At 73.6% G+C, this 25795-nt stretch carries 27 protein-coding genes; 10 read left to right on the top strand and 17 right to left on the bottom strand.

The window, feature by feature from the left end; genetic code table 11:
* The first annotated feature begins 14 nt into the window (after positions 1 to 14).
* Complete coding sequence (gene add / locus ACQEVB_RS15965) at positions 15 to 959, top strand: adenosine deaminase (protein ID WP_432971303.1); 945 nt, start codon at positions 15 to 17, stop codon at positions 957 to 959.
* Positions 960 to 966: 7 nt separating this feature from the next.
* Here add and ACQEVB_RS15960 read toward each other — a convergent pair whose 3' ends face one another.
* Together ACQEVB_RS15960 and ACQEVB_RS15955 are read right to left on the bottom strand one after the other, a co-directional pair.
* Positions 967 to 2046 (bottom strand): GNAT family N-acetyltransferase, encoded by a 1080-nt coding sequence (locus ACQEVB_RS15960; protein WP_432971300.1) that lies wholly within the window; start codon positions 2044 to 2046, stop codon positions 967 to 969.
* Positions 2047 to 2062: 16 nt separating this feature from the next.
* On the bottom strand, positions 2063 to 3130 hold the full coding sequence (locus ACQEVB_RS15955; RefSeq protein ID WP_432971297.1) for a glycosyltransferase: 1068 nt from the start codon (positions 3128 to 3130) through the stop codon (positions 2063 to 2065).
* A gap of 148 nt (positions 3131 to 3278) precedes the next feature.
* Between ACQEVB_RS15955 and ACQEVB_RS15950 the strand changes: the two genes are divergently transcribed.
* The gene (locus ACQEVB_RS15950; protein ID WP_432971294.1) at positions 3279 to 4475 is read left to right on the top strand and encodes an FAD-dependent monooxygenase; all 1197 of its coding nucleotides are present in this window, start codon (positions 3279 to 3281) and stop codon (positions 4473 to 4475) included.
* 12 nt (positions 4476 to 4487) lie between these two features.
* Here ACQEVB_RS15950 and ACQEVB_RS15945 read toward each other — a convergent pair whose 3' ends face one another.
* On the bottom strand, positions 4488 to 5291 hold the full coding sequence (locus tag ACQEVB_RS15945) for an alpha/beta fold hydrolase (RefSeq protein WP_432971291.1): 804 nt from the start codon (positions 5289 to 5291) through the stop codon (positions 4488 to 4490).
* Positions 5288 to 6433: a hypothetical protein gene (locus ACQEVB_RS15940; RefSeq protein ID WP_432971288.1), complete on the bottom strand. Its 1146-nt coding sequence runs from the start codon at positions 6431 to 6433 to the stop codon at positions 5288 to 5290. Before ACQEVB_RS15940 ends, ACQEVB_RS15945 begins: the two co-directional genes overlap by 4 nt.
* A 92-nt stretch (positions 6434 to 6525) precedes the next feature.
* Here ACQEVB_RS15940 and ACQEVB_RS15935 point away from each other — a divergent pair, with 92 nt between their 5' ends.
* The gene (locus tag ACQEVB_RS15935) at positions 6526 to 7440 is read left to right on the top strand and encodes a LysR family transcriptional regulator (protein WP_432971285.1); all 915 of its coding nucleotides are present in this window, start codon (positions 6526 to 6528) and stop codon (positions 7438 to 7440) included.
* A 29-nt stretch (positions 7441 to 7469) separates the two neighbouring features.
* On the opposite strand, the gene ACQEVB_RS15930 is transcribed toward ACQEVB_RS15935, so the two are convergent.
* The 7 genes from ACQEVB_RS15930 to ACQEVB_RS15900 form a co-directional block, all read right to left on the bottom strand.
* Complete coding sequence (locus tag ACQEVB_RS15930) at positions 7470 to 8675, bottom strand: amidohydrolase family protein (protein WP_432971282.1); 1206 nt, start codon at positions 8673 to 8675, stop codon at positions 7470 to 7472.
* Positions 8676 to 8745: 70 nt separating this feature from the next.
* Positions 8746 to 9498: a creatininase family protein gene (locus ACQEVB_RS15925; RefSeq protein ID WP_432980382.1), complete on the bottom strand. Its 753-nt coding sequence runs from the start codon at positions 9496 to 9498 to the stop codon at positions 8746 to 8748.
* A 5-nt stretch (positions 9499 to 9503) separates the two neighbouring features.
* The gene (locus ACQEVB_RS15920; RefSeq protein ID WP_432971279.1) at positions 9504 to 10835 is read right to left on the bottom strand and encodes an FAD-binding oxidoreductase; all 1332 of its coding nucleotides are present in this window, start codon (positions 10833 to 10835) and stop codon (positions 9504 to 9506) included.
* Positions 10832 to 11995, bottom strand: a complete 1164-nt coding sequence (locus ACQEVB_RS15915; RefSeq protein ID WP_432971276.1) for an ABC transporter substrate-binding protein — start codon at positions 11993 to 11995, stop codon at positions 10832 to 10834. Before ACQEVB_RS15915 ends, ACQEVB_RS15920 begins: the two co-directional genes overlap by 4 nt.
* Positions 11996 to 12011: 16 nt before the next feature.
* Positions 12012 to 12878, bottom strand: coding sequence for an ABC transporter permease (locus tag ACQEVB_RS15910; RefSeq protein ID WP_432971273.1), 867 nt, complete (start codon positions 12876 to 12878; stop codon positions 12012 to 12014).
* On the bottom strand, positions 12875 to 13618 hold the full coding sequence (locus ACQEVB_RS15905) for an ABC transporter ATP-binding protein (RefSeq protein ID WP_432971270.1): 744 nt from the start codon (positions 13616 to 13618) through the stop codon (positions 12875 to 12877). Before ACQEVB_RS15905 ends, ACQEVB_RS15910 begins: the two co-directional genes overlap by 4 nt.
* Complete coding sequence (locus ACQEVB_RS15900; protein WP_432971267.1) at positions 13615 to 14898, bottom strand: amidohydrolase family protein; 1284 nt, start codon at positions 14896 to 14898, stop codon at positions 13615 to 13617. The genes ACQEVB_RS15905 and ACQEVB_RS15900 overlap by 4 nt, the downstream gene beginning before the upstream one ends.
* 96 nt (positions 14899 to 14994) lie before the next feature.
* Here ACQEVB_RS15900 and ACQEVB_RS15895 point away from each other — a divergent pair, with 96 nt between their 5' ends.
* The 3 genes from ACQEVB_RS15895 to ACQEVB_RS15885 are packed head-to-tail and all read left to right on the top strand — an operon-like array spanning position 14995 to position 16652.
* The gene (locus ACQEVB_RS15895; RefSeq protein ID WP_432971264.1) at positions 14995 to 15558 is read left to right on the top strand and encodes a helix-turn-helix domain-containing protein; all 564 of its coding nucleotides are present in this window, start codon (positions 14995 to 14997) and stop codon (positions 15556 to 15558) included.
* Entirely contained in the window at positions 15548 to 16135 is a 588-nt protein-coding gene (locus ACQEVB_RS15890; RefSeq protein WP_432971261.1) for a pyridoxine/pyridoxamine 5'-phosphate oxidase, read from the top strand. The genes ACQEVB_RS15895 and ACQEVB_RS15890 overlap by 11 nt, the downstream gene beginning before the upstream one ends.
* Positions 16136 to 16154: 19 nt before the next feature.
* Positions 16155 to 16652 (top strand): Lrp/AsnC family transcriptional regulator, encoded by a 498-nt coding sequence (locus ACQEVB_RS15885; protein WP_432971258.1) that lies wholly within the window; start codon positions 16155 to 16157, stop codon positions 16650 to 16652.
* Positions 16653 to 16657: 5 nt separating this feature from the next.
* Here the strand turns inward: ACQEVB_RS15885 and ACQEVB_RS15880 are convergent, their stop codons facing one another.
* The 5 genes from ACQEVB_RS15880 to ACQEVB_RS15860 form a co-directional block, all read right to left on the bottom strand.
* Entirely contained in the window at positions 16658 to 17929 is a 1272-nt protein-coding gene (locus ACQEVB_RS15880; protein ID WP_432971255.1) for an MFS transporter, read from the bottom strand.
* Between the two features lie 125 nt (positions 17930 to 18054).
* Complete coding sequence (locus tag ACQEVB_RS15875; protein ID WP_432971252.1) at positions 18055 to 19032, bottom strand: alpha-ketoacid dehydrogenase subunit beta; 978 nt, start codon at positions 19030 to 19032, stop codon at positions 18055 to 18057.
* 5 nt (positions 19033 to 19037) lie between these two features.
* Complete coding sequence (locus ACQEVB_RS15870; RefSeq protein WP_432971249.1) at positions 19038 to 20093, bottom strand: thiamine pyrophosphate-dependent enzyme; 1056 nt, start codon at positions 20091 to 20093, stop codon at positions 19038 to 19040.
* Between the two features lie 67 nt (positions 20094 to 20160).
* Entirely contained in the window at positions 20161 to 21429 is a 1269-nt protein-coding gene (locus tag ACQEVB_RS15865; protein WP_432971246.1) for a DUF222 domain-containing protein, read from the bottom strand.
* Between the two features lie 59 nt (positions 21430 to 21488).
* A complete protein-coding gene (locus ACQEVB_RS15860) occupies positions 21489 to 22394 on the bottom strand; it encodes a LysR family transcriptional regulator (RefSeq protein ID WP_432971243.1) in 906 nt (301 codons plus the stop codon).
* A gap of 80 nt (positions 22395 to 22474) precedes the next feature.
* Between ACQEVB_RS15860 and ACQEVB_RS15855 the strand changes: the two genes are divergently transcribed.
* A complete protein-coding gene (locus ACQEVB_RS15855; protein WP_432971240.1) occupies positions 22475 to 23455 on the top strand; it encodes a YeiH family protein in 981 nt (326 codons plus the stop codon).
* Positions 23456 to 23489: 34 nt separating this feature from the next.
* Positions 23490 to 23918 (top strand): PPOX class F420-dependent oxidoreductase, encoded by a 429-nt coding sequence (locus tag ACQEVB_RS15850; protein WP_432971237.1) that lies wholly within the window; start codon positions 23490 to 23492, stop codon positions 23916 to 23918.
* Here the strand turns inward: ACQEVB_RS15850 and ACQEVB_RS15845 are convergent.
* Entirely contained in the window at positions 23915 to 24406 is a 492-nt protein-coding gene (locus tag ACQEVB_RS15845) for a MarR family winged helix-turn-helix transcriptional regulator (protein WP_432971234.1), read from the bottom strand. The two genes, ACQEVB_RS15850 and ACQEVB_RS15845, sit on opposite strands and share 4 nt — an antisense overlap.
* Positions 24407 to 24487: 81 nt before the next feature.
* Here ACQEVB_RS15845 and ACQEVB_RS15840 point away from each other — a divergent pair, with 81 nt between their 5' ends.
* Positions 24488 to 25216: an SDR family NAD(P)-dependent oxidoreductase gene (locus tag ACQEVB_RS15840; protein WP_432971231.1), complete on the top strand. Its 729-nt coding sequence runs from the start codon at positions 24488 to 24490 to the stop codon at positions 25214 to 25216.
* 203 nt (positions 25217 to 25419) lie between these two features.
* Positions 25420 to 25791, top strand: coding sequence for a hypothetical protein (locus ACQEVB_RS15835; protein ID WP_432971229.1), 372 nt, complete (start codon positions 25420 to 25422; stop codon positions 25789 to 25791).
* Positions 25792 to 25795: the final 4 nt, after the last annotated feature.

The following is a 25795-nucleotide window of genomic DNA, read 5'->3' as shown; positions in this document are numbered from 1 at the left end:
TCGGATCCACCGGCATGATCACCGTCCCCCTCGTCGACCTGCACCGCCACCTCGAAGGCGCGATGCGCACCAGCACCGTGCTCGACATCGCGCGCCGTGCCGGCCACCCGCTGCCCGACGCGCCGCGGGAGCGGTTCGTCGCCACCTCGCGGCTCGCCGGGCTGCTGCCCTACCTGGACCGGGTCGACGCCCCGGCCGAGCTGGTCCGCACCGCGGAGGGCTGGACGCGGGTCGCCCGCGAGGTCGTCCTCGACGCGTACGACGACGGCCTGCGCGCGGTGGAGCTGCGGTTCAGCCCGTGGTTCGTGCAGTCACGCACCGAGCTGGCGCCGGAGGCCGTGATCGACGCGGTGGTCGAGGGCGTCGCGCAGGCCCAGGAGCTGGTCGACCTCCCGGTCGGGCTCATCGGCATCATGCTGCGCGACCTCGGACCGGACGGCGCGCTGCCCCAGCTGGCCTCGATCCTGAGCCGCCGCGACGCGTTCGTCGCCATCGACATCGCCGGCAACGAGGCCGGCTACCCGGCCGGCGACTTCGCGCCCGCCTACGCGAAGGCGCACGAGGCGGGCCTGCGGCTCACCGCGCACGCGGGCGAAGCTGCCGGACCGGCGTCCGTGTGGGCGGCGGTGCGCGAGCTCGGCGTCGAACGCGTCGGGCACGGGGTGCGCGCCGCCGAGGACCCGCGGCTGATGGAGCACCTCGCCGAGCACCGCATCGCGCTGGAGGTCGCGATCACCAGCAACGTGCAGTCCGGGGCGGCCGCGTCGTTCGCCGAGCACCCCGTACGCACCCTGCTGCGCCACGGCGTGCAGGTCACCCTGAACACCGACAACCCGCGGGCCAGCAACGTCACCCTCTCCCACGAGTACGACGTCGCCGCCACCCGCGCCGGCCTCACCGCCGACGACGTGGAGACGATCGCGCGCAACGCGGTGGAGGCGAGCTTCGTGCTGGGCTGAGCGAGGATCAGCCGCGCGCGACCCGGTCGTTCAGCCGCCGCGCCGCCGCGCCGGCCGCGCGCCAGCCCGCCGTCGCCACCGCGGCGGAGCGTCCGCCCACCGAGCCGGGGAAGGCCCGGACGTGCCAGACGCGCCGGGTGTGCTCGGTCCAGCGCAGCTTCTCCTCCGACACGGAGCCGAGGAACTCGAAGCTCTCCAGGCCCCGTTCGAACGCGCTCTGCAGCAGGTCGTGGGCGAGGATGAAGCCCGGTCCGGCGGCCCGGAACTCCGGGTCGAACCCGACCTTCAGCCCGTAGTGGGCACGCCCGTCGTCCAGCGCGAGCTCGACGGCGACGGCGCGGTCGGTGTCGCCGCAGGTCTGGCGCAGCGTCGTGACGTGCAGGATGCCTTCACCGGCCGCCCAGTGGGCGACGTCGCGGTAGAACGCGGCGGTGCGCGCGTCGGAGAGGATGGCGGTGCCGTTCTCCCCCTTCCACCCCATACCCTCGACGGCGAACGCCTCGTCGAGCGCGGCGTCGAGCTGCGCGGAATCGCCGGTGCCGGTGTAGACGTCGAGGCGCAGCTCGCCGGACTTCTCCAGCTTGCGCCGGCGCTGCCGGATGCGCGCCACGAACTTGGTGGCGCGGGCCGCGAGGAACTCCTCGAACGTGCCGGTGACGGGCACGTACGGGGAGCGCTGCACGACGTGCCGGCGCACCGCACCGCCGGACCGGCGGACGATCTGCTCGACGAGGTCGGCCGACGGTGTGGACAGGTGGCCGAGGTCGGACAGGAACGGGGCGGAACGCAGCGCGCGGTCGACCAGCTCGGCCTCGACGTCGGCGTCCTCGGCCAATGGCGAGCACAGGAAGGTGTGCCAGTTGTGCAGGTTCGCGGCGCGACCACGGCGGACCGCGATCGGCAGCACGCCGGCCAGCCGGCCGTTGCGCCGCACGCGCAGGATCTGCGGGGTGCCCTGGCCGAAGGCCCGCCACCACGCGGCGAACCAGCCGGGACGGCTCATCGGCATCGCGCCGGTGCGGTCGACGAGGTCGTCCCACTCGGTGACGAGGTCGCTGCGGCTCGCGGGCCAGTCGACGGATCTCATGATCGGCGCCGCCACCTCACACACCCCGCCGGGAGAGCCGTCGTTCGCGCCCCAACTGCCGAAACCGGCGAGCCACCGCCGGCAGCACGAGGTAGCGCAGGTTGGGCATGGCCTTCGCCCCGATCCGTCGGCGCAGCTGCAGCGAGCGCCAGTGCGGGAGCGAGCGGACGTCGTCGACGGTGGCCTCGGCGAACGCGATCAGCCCGCCGGCGATGCGCTCGTCGTAGCTGCCCTTGTCGTAGGAGCGGGCGACGCGCAGCAGCGCCTCCGACGCCAGCCGCCGCCGCACGGTCCGCTCCAGCGCCGCCGGCCCGCCGCCGACGCCGTCGAGCCGGCCGTCCGCCTTGGCGAGCACGGCGAGGAACGCGCGCAGCCGCATCTGCAGGTCGCCGAGCCCGCCGTCGCTCTCCTCGTACGCGACCGACATGTTGGCCGCGTGGCCGCGGCAGTAGGCCTGGTCGGCGTCGGCGACGAAGCCGACGTCGCCGTGCATGGCCATCCGCATCCACATGTCGAGGTCGCTGGTGTGCAGCAGGTCCGGGTCGTAGCCGCCGACCTGCTTCTGCACCGACGTGCGCGTCACCGCGGTGGGCGACGCGACGCAGTTGGCGCCTTCCTCGAACCGCATCCGCAGCCAGTCCGCACCGCGGTGGACGACGGCGGTGCCGTGCCCGGTCCGCGCAGGCGGGAGCGGCAGCTCGCCGAACCACGAGATCGACGGGCCGTAGACCAGCACCACCTCCGGGTGGGCGGTCATGATCGCCGTCGCGCGGCGCAGCGCGCCGGGCGTCAGGGCGTCGTCCGCGGACATCAGCACGGTGTACTCGGCTTCCGGCCACTCGACCGCGCCCTCGGTGAAGGTGGCGATGTGCCCGCGGTTGACCTCGTGCACCTCGACGTCGACCCGCGGGTCCGCCGCGGCGAGCTCGCGGGCCACGTCGGCGCTGTCGTCGTCGGACGCGTCGTCGATGATCCGGACCCGGACCTGGACACCCTCCTGCTCCAGCACCGAGCCGACGGCCGTGGGCAGCATGGCGCCGTAGCGGTAGCACGGCACCGCGACGTCGACCGTTGGCAATGACATGAGTTCCGACATCTCGTTCCCCCGAAACCGAGCCCCCGCTCTCGTCTCGAAAGACGTCTCGGAGGCCCCACCCGGCACGTTAACGTGGCGCACGTCACAGTTCAGATACCTGGCGTCGGGCCCGATCGCCGTTGGGGATACTGCGCCTGTGCGAGTCGCGTGTGTCGGTGGGGGGCCGGGCGGGCTGTTCGCCGCGGTGCTGCTGCAGCAGCTGCCCGGGGTGGACGGCGTCACGGTCCACGAGCGATCGCCCGAGGGCGTCACCCACGGGTGGGGCGTCGTCTTCTGGGACGACCTGCTCGAGCAGCTCGAGATCCACGACCCGCCCACCGCCGCGGCGGTCCGCGCCCAGGCGTTCACGTGGAACGACCAGGTCATCGAGGTCGACGGCGACGCGGTCAACGTCGGCGGGCACGGCTACGCGATGAGCCGCCGCGCGCTGCGCGCGCTGCTCACCGAGCGGGCCCGCGAGGTCGGGGTCGACGTGCGGTTCGGCGAGCCGGTCGAGGACCCGGCCGCGCTGCTCGCTGCGCACGACGTCGTCGTCGCGGCCGACGGCGTGCACAGCAGCCTGCGCGGCACGTCCACGAGGTTCGGGACGAGCCTGCAGCGCGGCCGCAACAAGTTCGTGTGGCTCGGCACCGACGCCGTGTTCGGCTCGTTCACCTTCCCGTTCGTGCGCACCGACGCCGGCTGGGTGTGGGCGCACGCGTACGGCTACGACGAGCACGGCAGCACGTTCGTCGTCGAGACGACGCCGCAGACGTGGCGGGCGCTCGGGTTCGACCGCCTCGACACCGACGCGACGATGCGCGCCCTGGAACGGATCTTCGCCGCCCAGCTCGACGGGCACGCGCTGCGACCACCCGGCCCGACGGACGGCCCGACGCCCTGGCAGGAGTTCAGCCGGGTCCGCAACGAGCGCTGGGTCGACGGGCGGCTGGTGCTGCTCGGCGACGCCGCGCACACCACCCACTTCACGATCGGCTCCGGCACCCGGCTGGCCCTGCTGGACGCGATGGCGCTGGCCCGTGAGCTGGGCGCGCACCCCGGCCGGATCGATGCCGGCCTCGCCGCCTACGAACAGCGCCGCATCGCCGAGCTGGCCGACGTGGCGGCCGAGGCGGACGCCAGCGAGCGCTGGTTCACCGACGTCGAGCGCTACCTGGGCTACGGCGCGAGGGCGTTCGCGCAGCTGCTCGTCGACCGCCGGCACCTCGTCGCCCGCCGCCTGCCCGCGGTGTACGTCGGCGCGCGGCGGCTGCGCCGCACCCTGGCGAACGGCCCACTCGGCACACCCGTCCGCGCGGTCACGGGCAAGCTGCGCCGCAGCCCCACCCGCTGAGGTAGCCGTCGGTCAGCCCAGCAGCGGCCGGAGCCGCTCTGCGAACCCGGCGGGGTCGTCGACGAAGCCCGTGTGGTCGCCGGGGAAGGGCGTCGGTGCGGTGCCGAGCGCGCCGGCCAGCGCCGCGCACGTGCGCGTGCAGAGCTGCCCTGCGGACTGCTCGCCGACCCCGACGACGATCCGGGTCCGGCTCGCCGCCAGCACATCCAGGTCGGGCTCCCAGAAGTCGGAGGCCCGCATCTCGTGCTCGAACCAGAACCGCTCGTCCGCGACGACCTGCGGGTCGCGTTCGCCGCCGACCATCTGCTGGAGCACCGCGTCGGGCACCTCGATGTCGGCCGCGGCGAAGAACTCCCGCCAGGCGCCGACGACGTCGCCGGCGAGGTAGGTCGCGGTGTAGTCCTCGACGCGCGCGCGGATCTCGGCCCGGTCGTCCAGCAGCTGGATCAGCGGTGGCTCGTGGGCCACCAGGGTGTGGACGAGGTCGGGGCGCGCCTGGACGAGCGCCAGCGCGCTGACCGCGCCGCCGCTGGAGCCGAAGACGGCCGCCGGGCCGGCGTCGACGTGGGTGAGCAGCTCGACGAGGTCCGCGGCGCGCAGCTGCGGGGTGGAGTCCTGGTCGCGGTCGTCGACGGTGCTGCGATTGATGCCGCGCGGATCCGTGGTCAGCACGGTGTGGTCGGCGGCGAGCCGGTCGGCCAGCGGTGCGAACGCGACGGCGTCCATCGGCGCGCCGACGAGCAGCACGAGCGGGCCGGAGCCGCGCAGCTCGTAGTGGAGGCGGGCGCCGGGCACGTCGAGCGTCTTCGTGATCATCGTGGGGTCCTTTCGGGGGTGGTCAACGCGGTGACGGCGGCCGGAGCGGCCGCCGCGAGGAGCAGGGCGAGGGCGGTGGGCAGGAGCAGGGCGGCCGCGAGGCCGGCGCGGCCGGCGACGATCCCCATGGCGGCCGGCCCGAGGAGCCCGCCGGCGTAGCTGATGGTCGTGACGGCGGCCAGGTGCCCGGCCGAGCGGCTGGCAGCGCCCACGGCGCCCGCGACCGTCGGCCACACCAGCGCCAGCCCGGCACCGGCCAGCACCCAGCCGAGCGCGGCGACGCCGAGCCGTAGCGGCAGGTCGGGCGGCAGGCCGGCGAGCAGCACGATGCCGTGGCCGGCGGCGGCCGTGAGACCGCCGAGCCGCAGCGTGCGCGCCGCGCCGAGTCGCGTGCGGACCGCGGCGCCGGACAGCCGCAGCACCGTCATGGCGGCGAAGAACACCGTGGACGCGACGGCGGCGAGCGCCGGAGCCGCGCCGAGCACGCGGGCGGCGTGCACGCCGGCCCAGTCGATCGCCGCGCCCTCGGCGACGAAGGCGGCTGCTCCGAGCAGGCCGAGCACGACCACCAGCCCGGCACGGGGCGGGACAGCCGTGATCGGCGGGGCCGCGATCGGGCCGTCCGGCAGGGCGGCACCCACCGCCCCGACGACGGTCGCCGCGCCGAGCACGAACACCGGCGCGGGCACCCCGGCACCGAGCGCCCCCACCGTGGCGAGGCCACCGGCCACCGCACCGATCCCCCACGTGCCGTGCAGGGCCGCCATCACCGGTCGCGCCAGCGCCCGTTCGAGCGCGCCGGCCCGCAGGTTGAGCAGCACGTTCAGCAGGCCGGTCGACGCGCCGAGCAGCGTCGCCGCGACGACGAGCACCGGCAACGTCGGCGCCGCACCCGTGGCCGCCAGCGCGAGCGCGGTGGCGGGCAGCGCCGGCCGCAGCGACGGGGCCGTGCCGCGGCCGGCCAGCCAGCCGGTGGCCACCATCGCGGCCAACGCCCCGGCCGCCAGTGCCGTCAGCACGGTGCCGAGCCGGGCGGGACCCAGCTGCAGGTGGGCGTCGATCGTGGGCAGCGTGGCCGTCCAGACGGCGGTGAGCAGGCCGGTCAGCCCGTAGCTCGCCGTGATCGACGTCCGCGCTCGCATGCACAGAGCGTGTCCTGGCGTGGCGGGCGCGGTCCAACACCGATCCGTTCATGATCTACACGCTGAGCGTGTAGATGCGGTAGGAAGGCGGGGTGTCGGATCTGGACATCCGGCGGCTGCGCTACTTCGTCGCGGTCGCCGAGGAGCTGCACTTCAGCCGGGCGGCCCGGCGGCTGCTGGTGGCGCAGCAGGCGCTCAGCCGCGACGTGCGGCACCTGGAGGACGCGATCGGGGTGCGGCTGCTCGACCGCACCACGCGGCGAGTCACGCTCACCGCCGCCGGGAGCGCGCTGCTGGCCAGGGCCCGCGAGATCATCGCCCTGCACGACGACACGCTGCGTGAGTTGCGCGGGGAGCGGGCGTCACTCACCGTCGACGTGGTGGGAGCCGGCCTGACCCCGACGCTCGTCCTGGCCGCAGCCCGCCGGCTCGCCCCGGACATCGAGTTCTTCGCCCGGTACGGCGGGGCCGGTGCCGAGGAGATCGACGTGACCTTCGGCCGGTACCCCGACCCGCCGACCGACCTGGGCCGCCGGCACGTGCGTGACGAGCCGCTCGCCGTGCTGCTCCCCGAGCGGCATCCGCTGGCGCAGCTGACCGAGGTGCCGTTCGACGCGCTGGCGGGCACCCGGCCGTGCTCCCGCGCGGGCGACCACGTCACGCCCGGGTGGGAGCACGCCGTGCTGCAGCTGCTGGCGCCGTTCGGCGCCACCGCGGCCGGCTCCCACCCCGTCGTCCGCGGCGGCGACGAGCTCGCCCAACACGTGCGGGAGCGCAACGCCCCCGTCCTCACCCTCACCACGCAGCCGGCGGTGCCCGGCGTCGTGCAGCGCCCGCTCGTGCGTCCCACCCCGCTGTTCCCGTGGCAGATGCTGTGGCGCGCCGGCAGCGACCACCCCGGGCTCCGAGCGCTCCACCGGGCGGTGGACGAGCTGGCGCAGACGTGGCCCGCGCGACCGGCCGACGCCTGGCTCCCGGAGCCGGAGCGCAGCGCGACGACCCGGTGAGGTGGCCCGCCCGGGGTTGCAGCAGGCGGTCAGCGGGCCGGGCGGCCTCCCAGCAGCGTTCTGAGCGCCCCGGCGATCTCGTGCTCCTCCCGCCCCACCAGGCGGCCGTCCTTCACCACCACCCGTCCCGCGACGACGACGTGCCGTGGCCGGCGGCCGGGTGCGGCCCACAGGAGCCCGGCGAGCGGGTCGGCGACGCCGGCGTCGGCGACGCCGCGCACGTCCCAGCACGCGAGGTCGGCGGCGCAGCCGGGGTCGAGCCGGCCGAGGTCGGGACGGCCGAGCCCGGCGGCGCCGCCCGCCGTCGCCCAGCCCAGCACCTCCCGCGCAGCGACCGGCCGCCCGACGAGCGGCGCGACCTGCATCGCGAGGCGGGCGTCGGCGAGGAGGTGGCCGGCGTCGTTGCTGCCGCCACCGCTCGTCCCGAGCCCGACGGCGACGCCGGCGTCGGCGAGCGCAGCGACGGGCGCAACGCCCCAACCCATGGGCAGGTCGCAGCCGGGTGCGTGGGTGGCCGACACACCTGCTGCGGCGAGCCGGGCCAGCTCCGCGTCGGTGATGCCGCACAGGTGGGCCAGGGTGACATCGGGGGCGAGCCAGCCCCACTCGTCGAGCAGGTCGAGTGGGCGGCGGCCGTAGCGCGTTGTCGCAGTCTCGACATCCACCTGCTCATTGGCTTGGGTGCGACGTCGCAGTCCATGGGTCGCCGCGACCTCGCCGAGCAGGGCGAAGGTCTCCGGCGCGTCGCTGTGCACGCCGGCCGGCCCGACCGCCACCTGCACCATCGGGTCGTCGGCCAGCGCGGTCGCGATCGCATCGGCGGACGTGGCGGCGAACTCGGGATCGTCGCGCGCGCTGCCGCGGACGAACACCAACCGGGCACCGACGTCCGATGCCGCGGCGGCGACCGCGCGGGCGATCGACACCCCGTCACCGGTGGACGGCGGCCACGTCAGGTGGTGGTCGGCGACGGTCGTGACGCCGCACAGCAGCGCCTCGGCGAGCCCCGCGGAGGCGGCGGCGTGGGCCAGCTCGTCGTCGACGCCGACCGCGGCGTACGCCGAAGCCATGCGCGGCAGCCACTCCCGCATCGGCACCCCGCGGGTGCCGGGCAGGGTGCGGAACGCGGTCTGCAGCAGGTGGTGGTGCGCGTTGACCAGGCCGGGGGTGACGACGCAGCCGGACGCGTCGAGCACCTCGCCGCCGGACGGCCCGTCGGCCACCAACCCGTCCACGCAGGAGACGACGCCGCCGGGCACCTCGCGGGTGCCCGTCCAGAGCAGTTCGGCACCCGTGACGGTCAGCTCACTGCGTGCGGAAACGGTGCGCCTCCCCGATCACCTCGGCCAGTGCCGGCACCGCGCCCTCCACGAACGCCTTGCCGTGCTCGGCAGTGGCGCCGGTGGGGTCGCCGATGTGGCCGTCGGGGCCGAAGTCGTCGCTCGTCCAGCCGAACGACGTGCGCTTGCCGAAGCCGATGTGCCGGAACTCCGTGAGCGCCTGCGGCACCCGCGCAACGGCCAGCTCCATGTGCACGAGGTCGGGCCGCAGGTGCAGCATCAGCGAGGTCTCGCCGTGCCCGCCGTGCACACCCATGCCGAGCTCGCTCGCCGCCGACCCGCTGCCGCCCTGGTCGACCGGCACGCCCGGGTGCGTGAAGAACGTCCGCAGCCCGAAGCGCCGCCGGATCTCCCGGCACGCCACCTGCCCGAGCGCCGAGTTGCCGCCGTGCCCGTTGACGAACAGCAGTCGGCTGATGCCCGACTTCTGCAGCGAGCGGCCGATGTCGACGAGCGTGGCCATCAGGGTGTCCCACGAGAGCCAGATCGAGCCGGGGAAGGCGTGGTGCTCGTCGGACTTCGTGTAGGAGAGGCCGGGGAGCAGCACGCACGGCACGTCGTCGGGAACGGCGTCGACTGCGGCCGCGGCGATTTCCGAGGCGATCACGAAGTCCGTCGAGACGGGCAGGTGCGGGCCGTGCTGCTCGACGGCACCGAGCGGCAGCACCGCGACGGTGTCGTCGGGCAGCCCGGCGATCTGCTGCCAGGTCAGGTCCATCCAGTTCACGAGCGCACCCCGATGTTCACGCGGGAGTCAACCGGCGGGGTGGCCGTGAGCTTGCCCCGGTTGAGCAGGCCCTTCGGGTCGGTCCGCTTCGCCGTCTCGATGGCCAGCTCGACGTTGCGGTCGACGTACCACTGGTGCGGCGAGTGCACGCCCAGCCCGATGGCGTCCATCCGGGCCATGCCGGCCAGCACGTCCGCCTCGCCCGTGTAGCCGGCGACCAGCATGCCGCCCGGGCCGCGCGCGAACTGCTCCAGGTGCATGTAGACCGGCCCGTCGTAGAGCTCCCGGACGGCGGCGGGGTCGTCGACCACCACCTGCCCCGCCGTCTCCATGTGGAACCACGTCTCGTCGGGGTGCGCACGCTGGAAGAACCAGACCGGGTGGTTGTACGACATGCCGGAGAGTCGGTCGCCCTCGACGTAGTCGGTGAGCTCCGCGACGATCGACCCGCCGGTCCGTGCGACGGCGTCGCGCACCTGCTCGATCGACGTCGCCTCGGCGATGATCCGCAGGCTGCACGTCTGCGGGTCGAGCGGCACCGACGCGGGCAGGCTCGCCACCAGCGGCGGCTCGTCGCCCGACACGAGCCGCGGCAGCGGCCGCACGTCCGCCATCGCCGCCAGCCCGGCCGCCAGCCCGGCGTAGTCGCCGTACGCCGCGTAGACCGAGATCCACTCGCGGGCCGGGTCGGTGCGCACCTCGGCGGACACGACGATGCCCGTCACGCCGTAGGTGTGGATGTACGGGACGAGGTCCGCGCCGCTCACCGTGAACAGCTCGCCGCTGCCGTCGCACGGCGCGATCGTCGCCGACACCACGAACCCGTCCGACGACGTGCCGTGCTCGATCGAGCCCGTGCCGGCGCTGCCGCCGCCGATGAAGCCGCCGATCGTCGACGTCTTGGTGGACGGGAACATCCAGATGTCACGGCCCGCCGCCCGCAGCACCTTGTCGACCGCGGAGAACCGCACCCCGGCGCCGACGGTGACGGTGCCGTCCCCCAGCTCGACGTCGAGGAGGCCACGCAGGTCCAGCAGGATGCCGCCGTCGAACGGGGTGGCCTGGCCGTAGTTGCCGGTGCCCGCCCCGCGCGGGGTGACGGGCACGTCGTGCTCGTACGCCACCTGCAGGATCGTCGCGACGTCCTGCGGCACGGCCGGACGGACGACCGCGTCGGCCACGTACCGGCCGGGCGGCACCTTCTCGGCCAGCACCGGGGACATCCGGGACCAGTCCGACGACGCCTTCAGCCGTTGGGCCTGGTCGAGCACCACCCGCCCGGCGCCGCGCCGGGTGATCTCGGCACAGGCCTCCTCCACACCGCTCACGAGAGCTTGATCTTGTCGTCGATGAACTGGTTCGTGTACAGCGTCTCCGGCGCGGGCGCCGGGCCGGTCAGCGTGCCGGCCGCGGTGAGCAGCGGCGCGAACCGGGCGACGGTGTCGGCGATGCGCTTCGGGTCGAACTTGCCGAACACCCCGGACGCCGGGTCGTTCGTCACGAACTTGCCGTCCAGCTGCGTCTTGACCGAGAAGTCCGCGACACCGCGCGAGTACGACCAGCCCGTCTGGTACTGCTCGACGAGCTTCACGATCAGGTCGTTCGTCGGGCCGGGGTTCTTCAGGAAGTCGATCTCCGCCTGCTGCAGGATCGGCACCAGCTTCTTCAGGCACGGGGTGAGCGCCGCGAGCTTGTCGCTGCGCACGGCGAGCGCCGACGGGTAGATCGAGTAGCCGTAGTTCGACAACGGCTCCGCCTGCACCGGCTTCTTCCACTGCGCGATCTCGTTGCTGTAGAGGTACGGCTCGGCCGTCGCGTAGCCCTGCTGGAGGATCTTCGGGTCGGACACGAACCGGGCCGGCGACGAGTCGTAGCTGGTGTCGGACTGCGCCTTCTGGATGATCCCCTGCTGCTCCAGCAGCGACGGGATGATCTCCCCGGACGTCAGCACGGTGACCCCGGACGCGGCGACCTGCTTGATCGTCGTGGCCCCGGGGTGCGAGGCCGGGTCCCACATGAGGATCTGCGGGCTCACCGTCATCTGCGAGGTGACGGCGACGGTGGGCCGGCCCTTGCTCGCGCCCACGATCCCGTCGTCGGTGCTGACGGCGCCGATCGTGATCGCGTCGTCCACGTAGAGCAGGGACGAGACGGGCTGGAAGCCGGTGTTCGGGCCGCCCGAGCGGACCTGCAGCTTCACCCCGGTGTCGACGCCCTGGGCGACCAGCGGGCCGGTGACGGACTTGGTGCCGGTGTCGACCGTGTATCCGGGGCCGACGAGCGAGTAGGTGCCTCCGTGCTCGGCCTCGGGCTGCCAGTCCCACTGCACCACGACGGTGTCGGGGCAGGTGCCCTTGAGGTCGAGCGCGCCACCGGCGGGTGCGGCCGGACCGGTCGGACCGGCGGGTGCCGAGGTGGCGCCGCCACCGCAGGCGGCGAGCAGGAGAGCTGCCGCCGTGGCGGCGGCTAGTGCGGGGAGACGGGTCACGGAGTACTCCTAGGGATCAGCGCTTGCCGGTGGCGCCGTACCAGCGCCCGACCACGGCCCGGTCGAGTACGGCGAACGCGGTGAAGAACAGGACGCCGAACAGCGCCGTGAGCGTCACCGCGGTGAGCAGGGCCTCCATCGACAGCCGCTGCGTGTACACGCGCAGCAGCGAACCGATGCCGGGAGCACCCTGCTGGAAGAAGAAGTCACCGACGATCGCGCCGATGACGGCCAGGCCCGCTGCGGTGCGCAGCCCGGTGAACATGGCCGGCACTGCGGCCGGGAACTCCAGCTTGACCAGCCGCTGCCAGCGGGTGGCCTTGTTGAGCGTCATGAGGTCGTGCGCCGCCGCCGTCGCCGACTGCAGCCCGAAGAACGTGTTGGAGATCATCGGGAACAGCGCGATGATCACGGCCACCGTCACGCGGGCGGCGAACGAGTACCCCATCCAGATGCCGATCAGGGGCACCAGCGCGAGGATCGGGATGGTCTGCAGGATCACCGCGTACGGGTAGAGGATCTTCTCCGCCCAGCTCCACTGCGACATCACCGTCGCCCAGCCGACCCCGATCACCACCGCGATCACGAGTCCGACGATCGCGACGGCGATGCTGCGCCACAGCGACTCGAGCATCGGGCCGATGATGTTCGGGTTCGAGAACGCGACACCGTACGCCTGGTGCGGCGGCGGCAGCAGGAACCGCTGTGACTCGGGCAGCACCGCGTACGTGACCAGGTACCAGATCGCGGCCACGCCCACCAGCGCGGCGACGATCGGCGCCGAGCGCTGCAGCGCCGTGCGCCACCAGGGCACGCGGGCGCTGGTCGGGGCCGTCCCGGTCGCGGGTGGCAACGTGGCCGGTGGAGTGGCCAGGTCGGTCATGAGTGCTCCCCCAACGCGTGCGACACCCGTCCGGTCAGCGTCGCGAACTCCGCCGAGTAGCGCAGCTCCGGGGAGCGCGGGTACTCCCACGGCACCGCGATGTCGGCGACGATGCGGCCGGGCCGGCCGCTCATCACCAGCACCCGGTTGGAGAGGTACACCGCCTCCGACACCGAGTGCGTGATGAACAGCCCGGCGAACCGCTTCAGCACGAACAACCGCTGCAGCTCGGTCTGCATCTGCAGCCGGGTGATCTCGTCGAGGGCGCCGAACGGCTCGTCGAACAGGGCCAGATCGGGCTCGGCGACCAGCGCCCGCGCGATCGACACCCGCATGCGCATGCCGCCGGAGAGTTGCCGCGGGTGCTGGTCGGCGAATCCGGTCAGACCGACCAGCTCCAGCAGCTCGGCCGCCCGCGCGCGCCGCTCCGCCTTGGACGCGCCGCGCAGCTCCGGCACCAGCTCGACGTTGCGCGCCGCCGTGCGCCACTCGAGCAGCGTCGGGTCCTGGAAGACGTAGCTGGTGGACTTCGCCGTCACGTGGACGGTGCCGGTGGTGGCCTGCTCCAGCCCGGACGCCAGCCGCAGCAGCGTCGACTTGCCGCAGCCGGACGGGCCGACGACGGAGGTGAAGTCGCCGGGCCGCAGGGCCATGCTCACGTCGGTGAGCGCGACGGTGCCGGTCGGGAAGGTCTTGCCGACGCCGTCGAGCGCGAGCGTCGCCGTCTCGGTGGTGGTCATGGGACCTCCAGCGGGGTCGGGTCGAGCGTGACAGCGCTCGCCACGCGGGTCTCGGCGATGATCATGCCTGCCCGCAGCACGATCCGGGTATCGACCGCGCCGGCGAGCACGTCACCGAGCGGTTCGTCGGGCAGCAGCACAAGATCGGCCGTCTCGCCCGGAGCCGTGCCGGCGGGCGGCAGGCCGAGCAGCTGCCGCCCCGCCGCGGTGACCGCGTGCAGCGCCTCGTCCCCGCGCAGGTGCGCGGCCGTCATCAGCAGCGACGTCGTCTCGAACGGGTCGGCGCGCCCGGCGGGGTTGAACGGATCGCGCAGGTTGTCGCCGCCGGCGGCGACGGTGACGCCGCCGTCGAGCAGCGCACGGACGGCGGTGAGCCCGCGCGGCATCGCGTGATCGAAGTCTCGTCCCATCAGGTACAGGTTGGTGATCGGCAGGGTCACGACGCCGATCCGCGCGCGGGCGAGCAGCTCCACGACGGGTGCTAGCCGGTCCGGCGGCAGCATGCCCAGCCGCACCGCGTGGCTCGCCGTCACCGGGGTGGAGTGGCCGCGGTCGAGCACCTGCCGGGCCAGCTGCACGACGTCGAGGTCGTCGTCGTCGGCGGGCAGGCTGGTCTGCTCGTCGCAGTGCAGGTCGACGGGCAGGCCGTGGCGCTCGGCGACGTCCAGTGCACGGGTGATCTCGCGCTTCGGGTCGGGCGCGATGTGCGGGCAGCCGCCGATCACGTCAACACCGCGGGCGGCCGCCGCGAACAGAACGTCGTCAGGTGTGTCGTTGCTGTACAGCAGGCACACCTGCAGCGTGATCCGGTCGCGCACCTCCTCGCGCAGCGCGACCAGCGCGTCGACCCCGCGGAACGGGTCGCCCTCGGTCGGGAGGTCCACGTGCGTCCGGACGGCGGTGATGCCGCGCGCGGCGTAGCGGGCGAGCGCTGCGCTGCCCCGCGCGTAGACGTCGGCGGCGTCCACCAGCGGCCGGTGCCCGCACCACTGCTCGATCGCCGACATCAGGTCGTTGTCCCGTGTCGGGCCCAAGCGGGCTGCGGACAGGGCCTTGTCCAGGTGCGCGTGGGGCTCGCAGCCGGCCGGCACGGCGCGCCAACCGGAGGCGTCGAGTTCGACGCCCTCCCCCGCGTCGGACACGTCGGCGACGACCTGCCCGTCCCGCACGGCGAGATCACCGACGGTGCCGTCGGCCCGGCGGATGCCGCGCAGCACCGCGACCGTCGAGCCCGCGAGCTGCGGGCTTGACGAGGCACTTCCGAGAGCTGTCACTGTCACGTTTCACCTGGGAAATATTGAGGACAGTACTATCACGAGCGACAGTAGATACTCCGCGTTGCGAGTACGTGTCCGATTGAGTCTGGTGCGTGAACGATGCCGTGGAACAGCGATGCCGAGCAACGCCTGGGGCAGGTCCTGCGCGCTGCAAGGAAGACCCGCGGCATGACGCTCGTCGAGGTCGCCGCGGCCGCCCAGCTCTCCCAGCCGTTCCTGTCGCAGCTGGAGCTGGGTCGGGCCCGCCCGTCGATGCGCTCGCTGCACCGCATCGCCGTCGCACTGGGCACCACGCAACAGGCGCTCCTCGCCGCTGCGGCGCCACCCGATGCCGGCGCGGCGCCCGTCCGGGGAACCGGCGCCGACCTCGTCGACAACAGGGACGGTGGGGCGCGCCTCCTGCTGCACGATCCGTCCGGGGTGGACGTGACGGAGTTCGTCGGCCTGCCCCGTGAGTTCGAGGAGTTCTTCGTCCACTCCCGCGCCGAACTGCTCTACCTGGCGCGCGGCACCGTCGAGGTCGAGATCCGCGAGGAGGACCGGCGCGTGCTGGCCACACTGCACCCACGCGACACCCTGACCTGCCCGGGCGGCGCCGGGCACCGCTACCGGCAGATCGGCGACGAGACCTGCGTGCTGCTGGTGATCCACCATGACGCCTGACGATCCCCTCGCCGTCCTCGCCGGCTGGATGGCCGACGCAGAGACCGCCGGCCTGCCTGCTCCGAACGCCATGGTGCTCGCGACCGTCGGCCCGGACGGCGCGCCGCACGCCCGCACCGTGCTCGTCACGGAGATCGCGGACGGCGCACTGCGCTTCCACACCTCGACACCGACCCAGAAGACCCACGACCTCGCCGCACACCCGCGGGCGTCCGGCGTGTTCCTGTGGCCGGCGCTGAGCCGCCAGGTCGTCGTCGCCGGGCCCGTCGCCGAGCTGGACCGGGCCGACACGGACGCGGCGTTCGAGCGGCGCCCCGAACAGCTGCGCCGCCTCGCCTGGGTCTACGACGCGCTGCTCGACCAGCGCACCGGACCGCTGCAGGCCATCGAACCCGGCGCGCCGGAGCGGGCCTTCGCCGCAGCCCCCGACGCCGCTGCGCCGCCGACCTGGACCACGTACGCCCTCACGGCCGAGGTGGTCGAGCTGTGGCGCGGCCAGGGCCCCGACGCCCCTGCCGCCCGGACCCGACACGTCCGCGCAGCCACCGGCTGGACGCACGCCTCGGTGCTCCCGTGAGCCGCTAACCTCGATCTTCGTGGAGCGCAAGCCGGTCGTCGACGCGACGGACCGCCGGATCCTCGAGCTGCTCATCGAGGATCCGCGGGCGTCGAACCGGGCCCTCGCCCGGGCCGTGGGCATGTCGCCGAGCGCCGTCGGCGAGCGCCTCGACCGGCTGCAGAAGCGCGGCGTCATCCGAGGGTTCAGCGCCGACGTCGATCATGCGGCGCTGGGCTACGCCCTCGAAGTGGTGGTCGCCATCCAGCTGCGGCAGGGCAAACCGGTGCGCGAGACCGTCGAGCAGCTGCGCGCCATCCGCGAGGTCCGCGCGGTGCAGCTGGTCACCGGCCGCTGGGACCTGCTGCTGACGTTCATGGTGCGCGACCAGCTGCACCTGCGCGAGATCCTGCTCGGCGACGTCTGGTCGGTCGCGGACTTCCAGCACAGCGAGTCGATGATCATCCTGCAGACGTGGAGATCACCCACGCCGCTGCGGGCGATCGAGGAGGACGACGAGGCGGAGCTCGATGGGTGAGGTGCTCAGGCGCGGGACCCTGCGGCCAGCATGCGCGGGCACGGCGCGACCGTGCCCGGGCTCGCCGCCAGCTCGTGCCCGCGCCCGACGACCGGAGCGTGCTGCTGCCGCCACGAGCCGATCAGCGCGATCGCGGACAGCGCACTGACCGCGACGCCGTAGCCGTACGCCGTCGAGAGCAGGCCGACCTGGGTGACGGCGATCCCGGCGGCCACCGCGGGCAGGCTCAACGCCAGGTACGACACCACGTAGATGGCGGTGACGACCTCGGCCCGGCGCTCCGGTGGCGCCATGGCCGTCAGCGTCCGCAGCACGCCGGAGAACGACGGCCCGAACCCGGTTCCGACCACGACGCTCGCGACCAGGAACAACGCGAGCGAACCGAGCGCCAGCGCCACCATCGCCACGGCCACCCCGCACACCATCGCGATCGAGCCGAGCAGCAGTGACCGCTGCGACGACCAGTCGCGCGCCAGGACGGCGACCAGCGCGGACGTCGCGTTGAGCGCCACGATCACGAGGCCACCGGCCAAGGGGCTCGTCACGTGGAACACACCGCGCGCCAGCGAACCACCCAGCGCCAGGTACAGCCCGCCGAGTGCCCACGTCGCCACGAGGGACGGCGCCAGCGTGAGGAAGGTCGTCCGCACCGACGCCGGAACGGCCACCCGCGGTCGCAGCGACCCGCGCCAGCTCCCGTCCCGGCGTGCCGATTCCGGCACGGTCTCGGGGATGACCAGCACACCGACCCACCCGGCCACGAACAGCCCGGTGAGCAGCCAGTAGACCAGCTGCGACGGGGCCGGCGCGAACTCGACGAGCAGCCCGGCCCCCAGCGCGCCGGCGGCGATCCCGCCCGACGACGCGACGTTCGTCATCAGCGCGCCAAGCCGCCCGCCAGGCGGCTGCAGGTCGATCAGCGTCGCGCTGATCGCGCCGGTCGCAGCGCCGGTGGCGATGCCTTGCAGGACCCGCGCGACGAACAGCCAGCCGACGTCGGACGCCTGCGCGAAGGCCACCATCGCACCGATCTCGACGACGAGCGCGACCAGGAGCACCGGTCGGCGCCCGACGGGGTCGGACAGTGAGCCCACGAAGAGCAGGGTGACCAGCAGGGCTACCGCGTTCGCCGCGTAGACGGCCGTGAGCGTGATCGGCGAGAGCTGCCACTGCTGCTGGTAGAGGACGTAGATCGGCGACGGCGCGGACGATGCGACGAGCAGCAGGCACAGAGTCGTCGCGAGCAGCCAGAAGGCCGCCCGTGGCGGTAAGTGCATCCCCCGAGTTCGTGCCGGCTCGCCCGAGTGCGTGTCGACGGCCACGGCCGAAGCTTGCCTCCAGAGGCGGTGACTGGCAAGGTCGCGCGTCGCCGTGCGGGCGACACCGCGGACCGCACGCGCTGCTAGAACGCGAACGCCCTGTCCACCGTGTCCAGGACGCGGTCCAGGTCCGGCAGGTACTGCTCCTCCAGCTTCGCCGGCGGGTACGGCGTGTTGAACCCGCCCACCCGCAGCACCGGCGCCTCGAGCCGGTAGAAGCAGCGCTCCGTGACCGCGGAACCGATCTCCGCGCCCAGGCCGGCGAACGTCGGGGCCTCGTGGGCGACGACGCAGCGCCCGGTGCGGTGCACCGACGCCGTGATCGTGTCGAGGTCGAGCGGCGAGAGCGTGCGGAGATCGACCACCTCGATGTCGCGGCCGTCCGCGGTGGCCGCCTCGGCGGCGTCCAGGCAGGTCTGCACCATGCCGCCGTAGGTGAGCAGCGTGAGGTCGCGGCCCGGACGCACGATCGTGGCCTTGTCGAGCGGCGGGACCCGCTCGACCGACTCGTCCACCTCCGCCTTCGACCAGTAGCGCCGCTTCGGCTCGTAGAAGATCACCGGGTCGTCGCAGCGCACGGCCTGGCGCAGCATCCAGTGCGCGTCCTGCGGGTTCGAGCAGCACACCACCCGCAGACCGGCCGTGTGCGCGAAGTAGGCCTCGTTCGACTCGCTGTGGTGCTCGACCGCGCCGATCCCGCCGCCGACCGGGATGCGGATCACCACCGGCACCGCGAGCAGCCCGGCCGTGCGGGCGCGCAGCTTCGCCAGCTGGGAGACGATCTGGCTGAACGCCGGGTAGACGAAACCGTCGAACTGGATCTCGCAGACCGGCCGGTAGCCACGCAGCGCCAACCCGATCGCGGTGCCGACGATGCTCGCCTCGGCCAGCGGGGTGTCGACGACGCGGTCGCTGCCGAAGTCCTTCTGCAGGCCGTCGGTGACGCGGAAGACACCACCGAGGCCGCCGACGTCCTCACCCATGACGACCACCTTCGGGTCGTCCTCCAGCGCGCGGCGCAGACCGGTGTTGATCGCCTTCGAGAGGGTGCGCACGGGCATGGCGGTCAGTCCTCGTAGGAGGCGACGAGCGCCTCGTAGCTGCGCTGCTCCTCAGCCTGGAGCGCGGTCTGCTCGGCGAGCACCGAGGTGAACACCCCGGACACGTCGACCGGACCGAACTCCCGGCACACCCGGCGGGTCTCCTCCGCCAGCGCCGCGCACTCGGCGGCGAGCTCTGCGCGGTACTGCTCGTCGAGCCAGCCGCGCTCCACCAGCAACGCCTCGAGGCGGGCGATCGGGTCGCGGGCCGTCCAGCTGTCGAGCTCGCTCGGTGTGCGGTACCGCCCCGGATCGTCGGACGTGCTGTGTCCGGCCATCCGGTAGGTGACGGCCTCGATCAGGGCCGGGCCGCCGCCGGCCCGGATCTGCGCGGCCACCGCGCGGGTGACCGCGAGGACGGCGAGCACGTCGTTGCCGTCGACGAGGTAGGCGTCCAGGCCGAAGCCGCGGGCGCGCTGGTGCAGCGGCGCCCGCATCTGCATGTGCGTCGGTGTGGAGATGGCCCAGTGGTTGTTCTGGCAGAAGAACAGCAGCGGCACCTCGGCGGCCGCGGCCCAGTTGAACGCCTCGTTGGCCTCGCCCTGGCTGCTGGAGCCTTCCCCGAAGTAGGCGAGGACGATCTCGTCGACCCCGTCGCGCTGCACGCCCATGGCGTAACCGGTGGCGTGCGGGAGCTGCGCGGCCAGTACGAGCGTGTAGACGTGGAAGCGGTAGCGCGCCGGGTCCCAGCCGCTGTGCGCGTTGCCCCGCCACTGCACGAGCAACTCGGCTGGCGTGATGCCGCGGCACAGCGCGGCGGCTTGCTCGCGGTAACTGGGGAACACGTGGTCGGTGCTGCGCAGCGCGAGGATCGACCCCACCTGCGCGGCCTCCTGGCCGAGCGACTGCAGCCACAGGCCGAGCTCGCCCTGACGCTGCAGGGCCAGTGCCTCGTTGTCGAAGCACCGGGCCAGCGACATCCGCCGGTGCAGGTCGCGGCACAGCTCCGGGGTGACCTCCAACGGCCACGCGGGATCGGCGCTCAGTGTTCCGTCGGGGGCGAGCAGCTGCACGGGTCGCATGCGGTTCCTCCACCTGGAGCCGACGATCCGCCGGCGCCGAACGAACGTAACACGGAAACCCGCCGCATCAAACGTTCGATCGGTCTGGCACCAGATAGTCGGACAACCGACCGACGGAGCGCCGTCCATCGGGCCCCGCCCTCGACCTGCTCGGACGCATCCGGTGCGGCGCGCGGATCTTCCTGGTCGCCGAGCCGACGTCGGCGACGTAGCTCGCCCCGGTCGGCGTCGTGGTGACGATGACGTCGCCGGCGCGGTACACGTCCCAGTCCGGGTTCTCGCGGACGTAGTTGTGGAACTCGCACAACCCGCGTCCGTTGTCGAACTCGGTGCGCCCGCCCTCGGAGTACCGCTCGATGTGATCGATGTGCCGTACCGGCGCGTCGCAGTACGGCTCGCTGCACCGGTTGCCCTCGCGGGCCCGGATGAAGGCGGCGAGGCTACCGGTGAACGCGCGCTGGCGGGAGTCGCCGCCGATCACCACCCCGTCCTTCGTGACGAGTCGCCGCCACGCCTTCCGACCCCCGCCGGAGGTGATCCACCAGACCGGGACCGGGCCGTAGCCGGGGATCTCCGCCGGCAGCGGCGAGACCGGGTCGACCAGGGACTCCACGGGCACCGTCACGTTGACCGCGAAGCCAACGTCGGTGGCGACCGCCTGCCCCGTGACCCGTTCGACGAGGGTGTCGGCCATGATCTGGCTCCGGCTACGGGTGACCGGATCCGGAGCGGTGAACACTTCGTCCACCGCCTTCTTGAGAGCCGCGAAGCAGGCGACGGCCTCCGGGACGGGCAGGTGCGCCGTGAGGTCGGCCATGCCGTCGAGCGCAGGCCGGATCGTGACCCGCCGCCCGCCACGAGCCTCGCGGCAGCGCTCCAGGAACTTCTCGGGCGCCACCTCGGCTGCGAGCTTCCGCGCCAGGTCCCCGAGCCGGCCGACGCCGAGCCGTTCCAGCCCGCGCTCCGCGAGCTGCTCGTCGACCCAGGCTCGTTCCGAGCGCGACAGGTGCGCCGTCGCCGCGACGATGACCGCGACCTTGTGCTCGCTGAGCTCGCCGGCTGCGAACAACTCCCGCACCCGGTCGAGCCCCTCGTGCAGGTCCCGCGCGACGTGCAGGCGCTTGCGCGCTTCCGACGGGGAGACCCGGCAGGCCAGCGCGACCTGCGCGACGACGCTCTGCTCCAACCGTTCCGGTCCGATCTCACCGGTCTCGATCTGCTCCGCGACGTGCACCTGCGCGAACTCCCGGACCGCCTCGGCGCGTTCCGCGGCCAGGGCAGCCAACGAGCGATCGATGCGCGAGACGCGCTCGATGAGCTCGGCCGACCTGGACATGCCTCCACGCTAGCAGCGCGTTCATGATCTTTTAGAACAACAGTTCGATTGATCGGGATTCACTCCAACGGCCGCATCCTGGCATGGCGGAGCAGCGCCGCAGCGGCCCCCGACGGCTGCGAACTGGCCGGCCAGACCGCCCGCAGTTCCCGCCGCAGGTCGAGCCCGTCGACGGGTACCTCGACCAGCACGCCCGTGGCCAGGTCGTCGGCCACCACGAACTCGGAGAGCACCGCCGGCCCACCGCCCGACCGGGCCGCCGACCGGAGAGCGGCACTCGACCCGAGCTCCAGCAGGGGCGCCACCAGCGCCTGCCTTGCCGCCTGCAGCGCACGCTCCACCGTGTCCCGCGTGCCGGAGCCGGGCTCGCGGCTGAGCAGCGGAGTGGCAGCCAGCGCGACGGGGTCGACCGGCCGGTGCCGCCGAGCCCACCGGTGCCCGGGCTCCACCACGAGCACCAGCCGGTCGTGCGCGACGACCCGCGAGCGCAGCCCGGGCAGCACCCCCGGCGACTCGACGAAGCCGAGCGACACCTCCCCGTCGCGGACGGCCTCGCAGACCCGCGCCGAGTTCATCACGTGCAGGCCGACCCGGACCTCGGGATCGGAGCGCGACAGCTGGGTGATCCACCCCGGCAGCAGGTGCTCGGCAACGGTCAGGCTCGCGGCGACGACGAGCGGCGCGGACGCGTGCTGCCGCAGCAGCTCGACGCCGTCCTCCAGCGCGTCCAGCTCGGCGAGCACCCGCTCGGCGCGGGCGGCGACGAGCTCGCCGGCGGCGGTCAGGGTGGAGCCGCGCCGGCTGCGCTCGACGAGCTGCAGGCCGAGCCGCCGCTCCAGCGCGCGCATGCGCTTGCTCGCAGCCGGCTGGCTGACCCCGATCTCGGCGGCGGCGCCGCCGAGGCTGCGTCGCCGCCCGACGAGCACGAGCAGCCGCAACGACTCGAGATCCGGGAGCGTGGGCACCCAGATACTTAACCAGAGGTTATGACGTCAGGTCGGATCGACGGCTACCGCGGACGCGCCGACGCGACGACCGTCGTGACATGACCTCGACCGCCGTCCGCCCGCAGCTCGGTCCGGGCCTGCTGCTCGCCGTTGCAGGGACGGGGATCGCGTTCGGCGTCGCCTCCCTCCTGCCCGCGGTGAGCTCGCTGACCGTGGCGGTGGTGCTCGGCATCGCCGCCGGCCCGTTCCTCCCGGCGCCCACCCGCCCCGGACTGGCGTGGGCGACGCGCAGGTTCCTGCGGATCGGCGTCGTCCTGCTCGGCCTGCAGCTCGGACTCGACCAGGTGCTGGGCCTCGGCCCCGGCACGGTGGCCGCGGTGGTGGCGACCGTGCTGGTCGCCTTCGGCGGCACCCTGCTCGCCGCCCGCCGGCTGGGCGTCTCGCCCGGGCTGGGTCTGATGGTCGCGACGGGCTTCTCGATCTGCGGCGCGTCGGCGATCGCCGCGATGGACAGCGTCACCCGCACCGACGAGGAGGACGTCGCGACCGGCATCACCCTGGTCACGCTGTTCGGCAGCGCCGCGATCGCGCTCGTACCGCTCGTCGGGACCTGGCTCGGCCTCTCCCCCGAGCAGCTCGGCGCCTGGGCGGGGCTCTCCGTGCACGAGGTCGCGCAGGTCGTCGCCGCGGCCTCCCCGGCCGGGGCCACGGCTGTCGCGATCGCGGTGGTCGTGAAGCTGACCCGGGTGGTGCTGCTGGCTCCGATCGTGACGGCGGTGAGCGTGGCGCAGCGGCGCGACGCCGCGGGCCGGCGGCCGCCACTCGTCCCGCTGTTCGTGCTCGGCTTCCTGGCGACGATGGCGGTGCGTACCACCGGCGTCGTGCCGGACGCGGTCCTGTCGGCGGCGCAGACCCTCACGACCCTGCTGTTCGCAGCCGCGCTGTTCGGGCTGGGCAGCGCGGTGCGGGTCGGCGCGCTGCTGCGGACCGGGCGGCGCGGGCTCGTGCTGGGCGCGCTGTCCACCGCCCTGGTCGGGGCGGTGGGGCTGGCCGCGCTGGCCGTCGCCGGCACGTCGTGAAATAAGGCGGGCGCCGATCGCGGTTCCGCAGATCATGACGCAGCAGTTCGATCCGCGGTCCCTGCTCGCCGAGGCCCGGCTGGGCATCCTCGCGACCATCAAGGCCGACGGCCGCCCCCAGCTCTCCCCCGTCACCCCCGCCTACGACCCCGACGCCGACGTGATCCGGGTGTCGATCACCGAGGGCCGGGCGAAGACGGCGAACCTGCGCCGCGACCCCCGCGCCGCACTGGAGATCACCAGCGCCGACGGCTGGTCGTGGGCGACGGTCGAGGGCACCGCCACGCTGATCGGCCCGGGCACCGACCCGCACGGCCCGGAGGTGGAGGCGCTCGTCGACTACTACCGCAAGGCGGCCGGCGAGCACCCCGACTGGGACGAGTACCGCGCGGTGATGGTGTCCGACCGGCGCGTGCTGCTGGAGCTGTCCGTCGACCACGTCTACGGGGCGCGGGTGCGCTAACCCGGCAAGCCTGCGAGCAGTCGCCGCAGCAGGTCCGCGAGCTGCTCCTGGTCACCGGCGGGCAGGTGTCCGATCAGCTCCCGCTCCCGCCCGATCAGCGCTTCGACGTCGCGTTCGACGACGTCGTGGCCCTGCGGGGTGAGTTCGACGGTGAGGGTGCGGCGGCCGGAGTCGGTCCGCGTGGTGCGGACCAGCCCGGCTTCCTCGGCCCGCGCGACGCGCTGGGTGATGGCGCCGCCGCTCACCAGGCAGGCCTCGGCGAGGCCGGTGGGGCTCATCCGGTACGGGGTGCCGGACCGGCGCAGCGTGGCGAGCAGGTCGAACGTCGCGACGTCGATGCCGATCGCGGACAGCGTGCGGCGGCGCTCGTCGGTGATCAGCTTGGCGATGCGCAGGATCCGCGCGACGACGCCGATCGAGTCGACCGGCATGTCCGGGCGCTCTCGGGCCCACTGCTGGGCGATCTCGTCGACGGCGTCCGCAGCCACCGGCACAGCATAGCCGGATCTTTAGACCTCAAGAGCGTGGTACCGTAGGCGAGGTTCTTTAGACCTAAAGAGGAGGGGATCATGTCTCGCACCGCAGTCGTGACCGGAGGCGGCACCGGGATCGGACGCGCCGTCGCCGCCCGGCTCGCGAAGGGCGGGGACCGCGTGGTCATCACCGGCCGCCGACCGGACGTGCTCGCCGACACGGCCGCCACGATCGGCGCCACCGCCGTCCCGTTCGACGCCACCGACCCGGACGCGGTCGCCGCCGCGCTCCCCCAGCTGCCCGACCGTGTGGACGTGCTCGTCAACGCCGCCGGCGCCAACACCGACCTGCCCGCTGGTCCACCCGACGAGAGCGACCTCGCCGCCGTCCGGGAGTCCTGGCTGGCCAACTTCGACGCCAACGTGCTCAGCGCGGTGCTGGTCACCACCGCGCTCCTGCCCCGCCTCACCGACGACGCCCGGATCGTCAACCTCGGCTCGGTCACGGCTCGGTCGGGGCAGGGCAGCTACGGCGCGGTCAAGGCGACGCTCGAGCCGTGGACGTCGGAGTTGGCGTTCCGGCTCGGCGAGCGCGGGATCACCGCCAACGTCGTCTCGCCGGGCCCGACCGAGGGCACCGACTTCTTCCGCGGCGGCGACTTCCCCGCGGCGCGCCGCGCGTTCGTCGAGAGCCGGGCAGCGGACGGCCGGCTCGGGCGCGTCGACGAGGTCGCGGCCACCGTCGAGTTCCTCGCCTCACCGGCGGCGTCGCACCTGACCGGCCAGGTCGTCCACGTGAGCGGCGGCATGCACCTGGGCCGGTGACCTGTTCCGCTTCTGCCCAGTCCGGCAGGGGTGGGCCACCGCGCGCACCATGACGGCGCCCAGGCCCGCGAGCAGTGCGAACAGGACCGCACCGGCGGCCACGGTTCTCGGTCCGATCGGGTCTGCCGCGCATCGTCACCGGCCCTCGCTGGTCGGAACCGGGACGTGGTCGACGTACTGGTCGGCGAGCGCGACGGATCAGCATGCGCGTCGGCGTTCCGGACGGGTTCTCGCCCACCGGGCCGGCGGCCCCGGAGGTGTGGTCGACCAGGTCGATCGCGGCCGCCGACAACCCGGTGGAGAGCTGCTCGACGGGCACCGCGTGCCCGGCGATCTCGTTCGGGTTCGGCACCGCGTCGAGCGCCTGGTGCACCGCGTCGGCGAACGGGGCGAGACCGAGGATCGCGTCGCTGACGGCCACCGCGCAGGTCGCCGCCGATCCGTTGACCGCCCGCCTCGCGGCCCGCCAGGTGCTCGTCGTGCTCCGCGAGCTGACGGCGGAGCACCAGCGGCGGATCGTCGCCGGTGAGCGCGCCGCCGACCTGCTGCGCGACGGCCTGAGACCGTTCCGCTGACCCT

The sequence above is a fragment of the Pseudonocardia sp. CA-107938 genome (assembly GCF_050936315.1).
Classification (GTDB): domain Bacteria; phylum Actinomycetota; class Actinomycetes; order Mycobacteriales; family Pseudonocardiaceae; genus Pseudonocardia.
Note: the sequence above shows the minus strand (reverse complement) of the source record. Positions and strands in the feature narration are given on the sequence as shown.

Coding starts and splice junctions, on each gene's coding strand:
- add (WP_432971303.1), top strand. CDS start 15: ATGATCACCGTCCCCCTCGTCGACCTGCACCGCCACCTCGAAGGCGCG.
- ACQEVB_RS15960 (WP_432971300.1), bottom strand. CDS start 2,046: ATGAGATCCGTCGACTGGCCCGCGAGCCGCAGCGACCTCGTCACCGAG.
- ACQEVB_RS15955 (WP_432971297.1), bottom strand. CDS start 3,130: ATGTCATTGCCAACGGTCGACGTCGCGGTGCCGTGCTACCGCTACGGC.
- ACQEVB_RS15945 (WP_432971291.1), bottom strand. CDS start 5,291: ATGATCACGAAGACGCTCGACGTGCCCGGCGCCCGCCTCCACTACGAG.
- ACQEVB_RS15940 (WP_432971288.1), bottom strand. CDS start 6,433: ATGCGAGCGCGGACGTCGATCACGGCGAGCTACGGGCTGACCGGCCTG.
- ACQEVB_RS15925 (WP_432980382.1), bottom strand. CDS start 9,498: ATGGACCTGACCTGGCAGCAGATCGCCGGGCTGCCCGACGACACCGTC.
- ACQEVB_RS15910 (WP_432971273.1), bottom strand. CDS start 12,878: ATGACCGACCTGGCCACTCCACCGGCCACGTTGCCACCCGCGACCGGG.
- ACQEVB_RS15905 (WP_432971270.1), bottom strand. CDS start 13,618: ATGACCACCACCGAGACGGCGACGCTCGCGCTCGACGGCGTCGGCAAG.
- ACQEVB_RS15895 (WP_432971264.1), top strand. CDS start 14,995: ATGCCGTGGAACAGCGATGCCGAGCAACGCCTGGGGCAGGTCCTGCGC.
- ACQEVB_RS15890 (WP_432971261.1), top strand. CDS start 15,548: ATGACGCCTGACGATCCCCTCGCCGTCCTCGCCGGCTGGATGGCCGAC.
- ACQEVB_RS15880 (WP_432971255.1), bottom strand. CDS start 17,929: ATGCACTTACCGCCACGGGCGGCCTTCTGGCTGCTCGCGACGACTCTG.
- ACQEVB_RS15875 (WP_432971252.1), bottom strand. CDS start 19,032: ATGCCCGTGCGCACCCTCTCGAAGGCGATCAACACCGGTCTGCGCCGC.
- ACQEVB_RS15870 (WP_432971249.1), bottom strand. CDS start 20,093: ATGCGACCCGTGCAGCTGCTCGCCCCCGACGGAACACTGAGCGCCGAT.
- ACQEVB_RS15865 (WP_432971246.1), bottom strand. CDS start 21,429: ATGTCCAGGTCGGCCGAGCTCATCGAGCGCGTCTCGCGCATCGATCGC.
- ACQEVB_RS15855 (WP_432971240.1), top strand. CDS start 22,475: ATGACCTCGACCGCCGTCCGCCCGCAGCTCGGTCCGGGCCTGCTGCTC.
- ACQEVB_RS15850 (WP_432971237.1), top strand. CDS start 23,490: ATGACGCAGCAGTTCGATCCGCGGTCCCTGCTCGCCGAGGCCCGGCTG.
- ACQEVB_RS15840 (WP_432971231.1), top strand. CDS start 24,488: ATGTCTCGCACCGCAGTCGTGACCGGAGGCGGCACCGGGATCGGACGC.
- ACQEVB_RS15835 (WP_432971229.1), top strand. CDS start 25,420: ATGCGCGTCGGCGTTCCGGACGGGTTCTCGCCCACCGGGCCGGCGGCC.